The 7,985-nt window shown below is 60.3% G+C and carries 11 protein-coding genes; 8 read left to right on the top strand and 3 right to left on the bottom strand.

Annotation, left to right across the window (positions count from 1 at the left end):
- Positions 1–269: 269 nt before the first annotated feature.
- On the bottom strand, positions 270–1,304 hold the full coding sequence (locus tag AC13EK_RS07560; RefSeq protein WP_010338606.1) for an IS110 family RNA-guided transposase: 1,035 nt from the start codon (positions 1,302–1,304) through the stop codon (positions 270–272).
- Between the two features lie 151 nt (positions 1,305–1,455).
- On the opposite strand from AC13EK_RS07560, the gene AC13EK_RS07555 reads away from it, so the two are divergent.
- From AC13EK_RS07555 to AC13EK_RS07530, 6 genes are all read left to right on the top strand, one after another.
- Positions 1,456–1,815: a hypothetical protein gene (locus AC13EK_RS07555; RefSeq protein ID WP_037525043.1), complete on the top strand. Its 360-nt coding sequence runs from the start codon at positions 1,456–1,458 to the stop codon at positions 1,813–1,815.
- Between the two features lie 224 nt (positions 1,816–2,039).
- Positions 2,040–2,621: a DUF4142 domain-containing protein gene (locus AC13EK_RS07550; protein ID WP_010337039.1), complete on the top strand. Its 582-nt coding sequence runs from the start codon at positions 2,040–2,042 to the stop codon at positions 2,619–2,621.
- A 177-nt stretch (positions 2,622–2,798) separates the two neighbouring features.
- The gene (locus tag AC13EK_RS07545; protein ID WP_010337038.1) at positions 2,799–3,347 is read left to right on the top strand and encodes a hypothetical protein; all 549 of its coding nucleotides are present in this window, start codon (positions 2,799–2,801) and stop codon (positions 3,345–3,347) included.
- A gap of 609 nt (positions 3,348–3,956) precedes the next feature.
- Complete coding sequence (locus tag AC13EK_RS07540; protein ID WP_010337037.1) at positions 3,957–4,589, top strand: RNA polymerase sigma factor; 633 nt, start codon at positions 3,957–3,959, stop codon at positions 4,587–4,589.
- Between the two features lie 306 nt (positions 4,590–4,895).
- On the top strand, positions 4,896–5,813 hold the full coding sequence (locus tag AC13EK_RS07535) for a GGDEF domain-containing protein (RefSeq protein ID WP_037525041.1): 918 nt from the start codon (positions 4,896–4,898) through the stop codon (positions 5,811–5,813).
- 33 nt (positions 5,814–5,846) lie between these two features.
- Positions 5,847–5,975: a hypothetical protein gene (locus AC13EK_RS07530; protein ID WP_257211714.1), complete on the top strand. Its 129-nt coding sequence runs from the start codon at positions 5,847–5,849 to the stop codon at positions 5,973–5,975.
- Here the strand turns inward: AC13EK_RS07530 and AC13EK_RS07525 are convergent.
- Entirely contained in the window at positions 5,972–6,343 is a 372-nt protein-coding gene (locus tag AC13EK_RS07525; RefSeq protein ID WP_029547633.1) for a response regulator, read from the bottom strand. The two genes, AC13EK_RS07530 and AC13EK_RS07525, sit on opposite strands and share 4 nt — an antisense overlap.
- 141 nt (positions 6,344–6,484) lie before the next feature.
- Here AC13EK_RS07525 and AC13EK_RS07520 point away from each other — a divergent pair, with 141 nt between their 5' ends.
- Entirely contained in the window at positions 6,485–7,087 is a 603-nt protein-coding gene (locus AC13EK_RS07520; protein WP_010337034.1) for a sensor histidine kinase, read from the top strand.
- Between the two features lie 149 nt (positions 7,088–7,236).
- Positions 7,237–7,683, top strand: a complete 447-nt coding sequence (locus tag AC13EK_RS07515) for a globin domain-containing protein (protein WP_029547632.1) — start codon at positions 7,237–7,239, stop codon at positions 7,681–7,683.
- Between the two features lie 189 nt (positions 7,684–7,872).
- Here AC13EK_RS07515 and AC13EK_RS07510 read toward each other — a convergent pair.
- The coding region (locus AC13EK_RS07510) for a Tn3 family transposase (RefSeq protein WP_197209705.1) at positions 7,873–7,985 on the bottom strand (113 nt) is incomplete at its 5' end.

The following is a 7,985-nucleotide window of genomic DNA, read 5'->3' as shown; positions in this document are numbered from 1 at the left end:
CTTAGCGTTGCGTGTGGATGGCTCCCGCGTTGCGGTGCGATTTTCTGACGTTCTGACATGCCATATCGAGTGCAGTCGCGTGTCCGGCCTTTATGTGCAGCCTTTATACGGCTGCTGGCCTTGAAGGATTCCGCCAGCCCTGGCCTCCTCATCGTTTACGCGGACTCGAAGTCCTGTACGCTAAGCAGGTTTGCCGAAGCTCGGTGGATCGAATGGCTTGCCTTCAGTCGGTCTTCACACCTCAACCTTGTTTTGCCATCGCCTGCCAATCAGGCTGCGATCGCCAATTCCTTTCTTTCATACTCGACGCCGCGCGTCATCACCACCCATGCAATACGCGCCATCTTGTTGGCCAGAGCAACGGCCACGACCTTGGGCGGACGGCGATCAAGCAAGGCTTTGGCCCATTCAAAGCCTTTGACGCTGCCCGCCCGGACATGCCGCAGCACTGAAGTCGCACCGACGACCAGCAATTGTCGCAGGTAGCGATTGCCGCCCTTGGTAATCTTGCCCAGGCGGGTCTTGCCACCTGACGAGTTTTGCCGGGGCACGAGTCCAAGCCAGGCGGCGAAATGGCGGGCCGACCTGAAGCTCTGCGCGTTGGTCACCATCGATGCGAGCGCCGAGGCGGTGATCACACCAACGCCGGGGATGGTTTCAAGGATGTTGCTGACGTCGTTGCGATAATGCCAGCGGGTCAACTGCTTATCGATCCCGGTGAGCTTGTCCTGCAATTCCTGAATGTGGCGCGCTAAGACGCCGAGTGTCTCGCGCGCCAGTTCCGGAAGATCGAGTTCGTCCCCTTTCGCAAGCCGATCGACCATGCGCACCACCTGCGCCACGCCGGTACCCGTCACAAGACCGAATTCGGCCAGATGGCTGCGCACGGCATTGAACATCATCGTCCGCTGCTTGATCAGCAGTGCCCGCGTTTTGTGCAGCACGCCGCCAGCCTGCTGGTCAACTGACTTGATTTCGACGAACCGCATTGTCGGCCGCGTCACCGCCTCGCAAATCGCTTCGGCATCGGCGGCATCGTTCTTCTGCCGCTTGACGTAAGGTTTCACGTAGATCGGCGGGATGAGTTTTACGTCGTGGCCCAGGTTCTGGAGCTGCCGACCCCAGTGATGCGCCGTTCCGCAGGCTTCGATCCCGATCAGAACCGGAGGCAATGCCGCGAAAAACTTCAACATCTGTCCGCGCTTCAATTGCCGGGTCACAACCACCTGACCCGCAGCGTCTACACCATGGACCTGGAACACCGACTTCGCGATATCCAGCCCAATCGTGACAATCTCACTCATCGTCCGTCTCCTCGCTCTTCAGCCGAGGCAGTCTGCCTCAGCCGGTGAGCGGGAGCCATCCACTCCATCGTTTGGCGTACCTTCCACGCTATGTCCTCAACTTCACGTCGATGGCGGCACGATCAGCGGCTTCTTCCTGTTGCCACGCGACATGATGGTCGATGCGCCGACAGACGGTTCGCAAGGGGCGATCTACATCCTCTATAATGGCCGACTTGCGCCGAAGTTCAAGGTGTCGAAACCGCGCACTTTGAGCCTTGTGTCGCGTGCGCTTTCCACCGTGCTGGGCGAAGCGGACAGGACGATCATCGATGATCTACGCAGCTTTGCGCAGGAGCGTAAAATCCGGCTCTCCATATGCGCAATCGATGAAGCCGCCCCGAACGCTGATGCGCCCTTGTTCGACACCGGACATATGCGCAAACTCTACACCATGGGAGAAGAGGAAGGGCGGGCTCAAGATGGGTGTCTGATCTCAACCTCTATACATTCACCGATTATTCGCCCTTAGCATTGTCTGGCGCACCCCCGACGCTATGCCCTCCAAAGCGCTCATATGATCTCCATTTTTTTGTTTGAGGCAATAATATTGTGAACAATAAGCTATTCAAGGCGTGGGAAAATTTGGCCGAAGGATGACTGACGCACTCTCTGCAGACCTTCCTTCTTCATCAATGGCGGGAACGAGAGCGGCGCAGCAGCGTAATGCGTTCACCAAACTTTGTGGAGAATGCAATGCGCTATCTTATCGGCACTGCTCTGGCTGCCGCCCTTCTGTCCCCCGTCGCCTATGCCCAGACCATGTCGGGCGTCGCGCAGACCAACGTCGCAGGTGAAACCACCACGGTGTTCTCGATCCAGCCCCAACGTCAGGTCTCGGCTTCCGACTACGTCAAGCTGAGTGCTGATGCTCTCAACTATCGTATTGCAGCTTCGCAGCTTGCGCTGCGCAAGGCTGAGCGTGCCGATGTGAAGGCCTACGCGAAGGCAGACTATGATCAAGCAAAGAAACAGCGGGACTCGCTTTTTGCCGCCCTCTCCAACAAGGATCGAAAAATCGCCAAGCCTACGCTAGCTCTCTCGTCGCAGCGTGCTGCGTCAATTGATTTGCTCAAGAAGAGCAAGGACGATTTCGACAATCTTTATCTGACGCAGATGGCAGATGAAGCTCCGTCGATGTGGGCACTGCAGAAGGGCTACGCTCTGGAGGGCAGCGATCCGGCTCTGAAGCAGGTTGCTACCCTTGCAGTGCCGACGATCGAAAGCGGCTATACCGTGGTCAAGGGGCTGACGCCGGCGGCAGTTGCCTCGCGCTGACCTAAGCAATGCGGGACACCTGAAATACGGTCTTCTCGCTTGATCACCATCATGGCAGAAGTGGCATTTTTGTCACTTCTGCCATTTTGTTGTTACTTGTCGAAACTCTCTTTGACGTTCGGGGTTAGCAGGTCACTTACCGACAGTTTCGGTACGAACAAATTTGAAGAGAGATACATGAAGAATTTGATCCTTGCTGCCGCTGTCTGCTGCTTTGTTCCTACGCTTGCGTCTGCACAGGAGACCGCTCCCGACGGCACTGATGCATTTGGCATCGAGCCTTATGTTGGCGTCCTTGGCGGGTATCACACCTTCGACAAAGATAGCGAATTCGGCTCGCCGCGTGGCGGTAGCATGAACGGCGCGCTCATCAGCGGGATTGCAGGCGTCAACATTCCCTTGGGTCCGGTATTTGTTGGTGCGGAGGGTAACGCCAGCAAGGGCTTCAACGACATCGATTGGGAATATGGCGTTCGTGGCCGCATTGGTGCGCGGGCCGGCGAGAGCGGAATGGTGTTTGCCTCTGCCGGATATCAGTGGGTTAATGGCAAGCGCGCCTACAGCGACCAAAAGGACTGGGTGTATGGCGTGGGCGTCGAAGTTGGACCCAAGGATATCGGTCTGGGCGGCGTAACCGGTAATAGCGGCATTCGCATTCGCCTTCAGATGGAAACCTACGATTTTGACAGTCTGCGGCCCATGGGCGGCGTAGTCTTCCACTTCTAATGAATGGGGCGGGGTTCGTTGTCAAGATCGCGACGGCCCTGACCTACCTCTTGCTCCAATCGAACCTGGGAGATGTTGTGGCATTGTAGGGTATCGAACGCCAGTATAACTACGTTATACAATATAGTCTATCGTTGAACTTTCTTGCTTACACTACCGTCAGGTCCAGCTTGATACTCTATCATTGCACAATGAGCGGACTGCCCTTGTCGCAGTAGCGCACAACAATGTCTCTTCACGGATCGCAGGACACAGGCCGGAACCATAGAGAGTGTCAGCAAGAGCATCGACGGTTGTCGCCTTGGCGCGATAGGCACCGGTCGCCACATTGCCTTCTCAGGTAACTTTCTATGGGATAAAGTTGCAGCGTCTGCAGAACGTAAGACGCTCAACCTGCCAAAAGATAGCTGCGCCGCATAAATGTTCGTTGATTGTTCGCCCCTAGCGTTGTCTGGCGTACTATTCACGCTATGCCCTCCTATAGCACGGATGCAGCCCTGATCGACCGAGACGGGACGAAGCGGGGTGCGAAGAGGTCGGCCCGGCAACATCGGCGGCTTGCGCGGCCTATATCACTTGAGGGCAGGAGAAGCCTGCCCGGAGAATGAGATGCCGCCCACCGCGCCTGCCCGCGTTCCGTCACCGATCGCCATGCCCGACGATGACTTTGGAGCTGCGCTGATTGCACAGGCGGCCGCGCTCAGCGCCTATGCCCGGCGGCTGACCGGAGGCGGTGCCGATGCCGACGATCTCTTGCAGGACACCATGCTGCGCTGTTGGGCCGCGCGCGCCAGCTTCGCGGCCGGAACGAGCCTCGCCGCTTGGGCTCGGACCATAATGAAGAACAGTTTCCTCACCGGTCGCCGCCGCGCGCGTTTCCATGCCGATCTGCCCGAGGATGCGCGCGACCGGATGCTGAACGTGGGCGAGACCCAGAGTCTTGCCATCTGGCTGCGCGATACGGATTGGGCGCTCAGCGAACTCCCGCCCCACCAGCGCGAGGCGGTGCTGTTGGCGAGCCAGGGCGTGTCCGTCGAGGACGGAGCGGCGCAGCTCGGCATTGCTACAGGAACGTTCAAGAGCCGTGTCGCTCGCGGGCGGACCCGGCTGCGCGCCCTGATCGATGAGCGATCAACGCCGCTGCTGGCCGACAGGACTGGCCGCGATACACCCTCGCCAGAGGCCAAGCTGCCCGTCCGCCTGCGGAAAAAGCGGGACTGGCGGGGCGTCAAGATCGGCTGAACCCCGGTGTGCCGGTTGGCTTGTTGCTTTTCTTAACAGTTTGCCGGTAGCGTGCGCGCACCTGCGGAGACGCGGGTGGAGGCGTGGAAACCTCCTGAAACACGAGCCGGTCGAGCTTCATCGACCGGGTGGCGGGCGCGCATGTCCAAGCCACCCGGCCAAAGGCGTCCGCGCCTGACGTGTTTCAGGTTTCCAACACCCGGTTCAGTGGCCGGCACGTCTCCGAAATGGGGCGTGCCGCCGGCTGCACAGGAACACTTGGGGCGGGAATGAGCTTGGAGAACCTTTTGACCGAGTAGGACATGCGTGAATAGCCATCTGCCTGTCGGCCGCCTCGCCGATCATCTTCATTCCTTGCCGCGCGAACGCGCCTGGTTCGCGATTCTCCTCAGCGTCACGGCGCTGGCGCTGGCGGACGCACATTTTCCCCGAATAGGTCTCGCGCCGCTCTATATTCCGATCGTCTGCGCCGCCTGCTGGGCGCTAGGAAGCCGCGCTGGCTATTTGGTGGCGATCGTCGCGGCCGTCCTCGCCGTCGTGCCGCATGTCGCCGAGCTGCCCAGGCTCTCTCCCGCCCTGCTAGGGGCAAGGATGGCCGTGCGTGCCGTCACCTATGTTATCGTCGCCGCCATTGTTCTCAGCTTCCGCCGGTCTTTCGACCGAGAGCACCACTTGGCGGCGCGCGACCGCATGACCGATGCGCTCAACAAGGAGACGTTCCGCGAGCGCGTGGTCCATCGTCTCGATCTAGCGGTGCCTGCCCGGCAATCCTTCCTGCTCGCGATCCTTGATCTCGACGACTTCAAGGGCATCAACAACCGCCACGGCCATGTTGCCGGCGATGAGGTGCTGCGCGCCTTTGCGCAGGGCGCGCGGGGGATCGTCCGGTGGGAGGATGATTTCGGGCGGATCGGCGGCGACGAGTTCGCTTTTCTGCTTCCCGTTCATTCGGCCCAGGAAGGGGTGTATTTCGCCCGCGTGCTCCACAAGCGCCTGTCATCGGTTCTAGCCGGCACGCCTCATCCAGTAACGTGCAGCATGGGCGCGCTGCTGATTCAGCCTGATACCCCGCGCGACGAGCCCTCGTTGATGCACGCGGTCGATCAGCTCATGTACGCGGTCAAGCGCGCCGGGAAGAACGCCGTGGAGATCGGCTGCGCAACGACCGGTCGAGGCCGGGACGCTCCTGTTCCGTCCCGGCTCCGGGTAATGGAGGCCACATGACGAGCGAGCAGCCCGACAGGACTCATCAGAGCGATGGGCGAAGCTTTCGCGGTGATCGGCACGCCGATGGACAGAGCCAGCATCGCCAGTATCGATGAGTTCGCCAACGCGCTCGCTATATACGCGGCGGTGCGCGCCGAAACCGATGGCGATCAAGCTTAGCAGGCAGCATCGAGCGCGCGGCAGAGCGCTCCGATCAGAAGCTCGCGCGACGTGGGCTTGTGGCAGGTCGGGCGTGAGGCGTGGACAGCCGGGATCATGCTGGCCGCGCCCGTGGCGAAGATGAAGGGCACGCCGCGCCGATTCAGTTCGTCCGCGATCGGGAATGAGGTTTCGGAGCCAAGTTGCACATCGAGGCTGGCAACATGAGGCGACGAGTCCAGCGCCGAGAGGGCGTCCCGCACGCAATCGACAGGGCCGACGACTTCTGCGCCGGCGTCGGATATTATCTCAACCAGCGTGGCCGCGACCCAGTAATCATCTTCAACAACCAGCACACGAAGGCCGCTGATCCCGTCTCGTGTAGTCATGTCGCACCAAGCATTTACGCAGCCGTTCCACCGACCAGCGCAGCAACGCGCCGTCTGGCTCTGCGCTCCACGCGGACATGCAAAATGTTCGTCTTGGGCGATCGATTGATCTAAATAGCCGGGTAGGGGGCGCGTAGAGTTATGGTCGATACTGAAACCCGGATTCGTGAGCTTGAGCATCGGTTCAGGAACATTCTCACTATCGTTCGTTCTCTTGTCAGCCAGAGCTTGCAGGCGGCCGATTCGATCGAAGACGCCCGATCGACCATTGACGAGCGATTGGCGGCGCTGGGTAGCGCGACCGAGCAGCTTCTATCCCATAATTGGGAGACCGCGCCCCTCCCGGCGCTGGCCGAGAATGCACTGGCGCACTTCACCCTCTACGCGGAGCGGCTTCGCCTTGATGGCCCCACGGTCACGATCGGCCCCAAGGCGGCGATGACGTTGACCCTCGCCTTTCACGAGCTGGCGACGAACGCGATCAAATATGGTGCGCTGTCCAACGAAACAGGCACTATCGAGCTGACGTGGAAAGTGCTGGGATCGGGCATCGAGGCCGAGCTTTGGATGCAATGGGCCGAACATGGCGGCCCGCCAGTCGTCAGGCCCGAGCGGCGGGGCTTTGGATCGCGGCTGATATGCACGGCCGCAAGCCGCAGCTTGCGCGGCCGTGCCGAGTTGGAATTTCCCGTCTCGGGCGTCGTGTGGACCTTGCTCGCCCCTCTGGCCGCGGTCGAGCTATGATCGAATCCGGATACGGGTCATCCCCGCCGCTAAGCCTTGGGTTCATCGCGCATGCCTGTCTCTTCGGCCCACGCTCCTTGTCCGACTGGATCCCTCCCGTCACTTTGATCGTCTCTTTTGTCAGGGTCTGAAATCCGGAGCACGTCTGTATGTCCAAACCGCTCTCCCCCGAAACAATGGCTTTGGTGAAAGCTACGGCGCCTGCGCTCCAGCAGCATGGCGTGGAGATCACCACGCGCATGTACCAGCGCCTGTTCGTCGATCCGGAGATCAAGGCGTTGTTCGACATGGCCGCGCACGAATCCGGCGCGCAGCCCAAGCGGCTCGCGGCGGCGATCCTCGCCTTCGCGCAGAATGTCGATAAGCTCGACGCGCTGAAACCGGCGATCGAGCGGATCGCCGCGCGTCATGTCGAAACACACATCAAGCCCGAGCATTACCCCACCGTGGCGAACGCGCTGCTCCCCGCCATCCGCGATATTCTCGGCGAAGCCGCGACCGAGGAAATATTGACGGCATGGGGCGAGGCCTATTGGTTTCTAGCCGATATCCTTATCAACCGTGAGGCGCAGCTCTACCAGACCAAGGCGGCATGATCGCCGCAGCAGGCCGCTCCTCCCAAAGGATGTGAGAAGCCGATCCTAGAATCGTGGCTGCGGTAGCCAAGATGCTCATTGTTCGACGTCATTTGCCAGTTTGAGAAGCTTGGTCTCGATGCCTTTCAGGCCGGCAATGGCCTCATGGTCGGCGACTGACCGGGGGCGTTTGCGGGAGGGGGCGGAATCCTACGCTAAGGATTTGGGCCAGCGATATTCCCCGGTTAGATTGATGTGTTCCCATCCCAACGGCGAGACGTGGGCGAGTAGATCAGGCGCGATATGGGTACCGCTGGCGGCCC

Source organism: Sphingobium sp. L-44 (assembly GCF_056859495.1).
Note: the sequence above shows the minus strand (reverse complement) of the source record. Positions and strands in the feature narration are given on the sequence as shown.